Raw genomic sequence first — 656 nt, forward strand, 5'->3', positions numbered from 1 at the left:
GCGGACAGCAGCGCCGGCCAATCGCCATTGCTGCCGCGCGTGGCCGTGGCGCCTTCGGTGATCGAATCGCCCAGGGCGACCACCACCACCGGCTTGCTGGCGCGTTCGGCAAGCACCGCCGACACCACGTTCTGCCGGTAGGCGAGTTTGACCTTGTCGCCCACCTCGGCCTGGCGGCCGTCGACGATGCGAAGTGCGGTACGCCGCACGGCCGGCTTGGTCGGTTCGGGGAAATACACGGTGAGCGATACATCGGCCAAGGCCGGCACCGTCATCGCCACCGGGTCGCTGAGCAGGGCGGCGCCCACGGGCACCACCACTTCGCTGCGACCATTGAAAGTGACCAGCTTGGCCGGGGTGGCCGTGCCGGTGCGTTGGGCCGAGGCGCCGCCAATGGTCAGCGGCGCATCGCCCAGTTCATTGCTGATGCGGAAGCGCAGCGCGGTGGCCGAGCTGGCCAGGCGCATGTCCTGGCGCACGGTCTGCCGGGCAAACTGCACCGGGGCCTCCGGCGTGCCGTCCAGGCGGTCCGGTGCCGGCGAGGCGGTCCATGCCGGCACCCAGACCTGGGCATGGGCGGGCAGCGCAGCGGCGCTGGTGGCAAGTGCAATTGAAAGTGCAGTGGTCCAGCGCAGCATGGCAGCCCTCCCAGGCGG

Annotated in this window: 1 pseudogene; it reads right to left on the bottom strand. The window is 70.7% G+C overall.

Annotated features, from left to right (window positions below):
• Positions 1-638: pseudogene (locus ACXJKJ_RS30820) on the bottom strand (hypothetical protein); the annotation flags it as partial.
• Between the last annotated feature and the right edge of the window lie 18 nt (positions 639-656).

Source organism: Roseateles sp. P5_E1, from assembly GCF_054049335.1.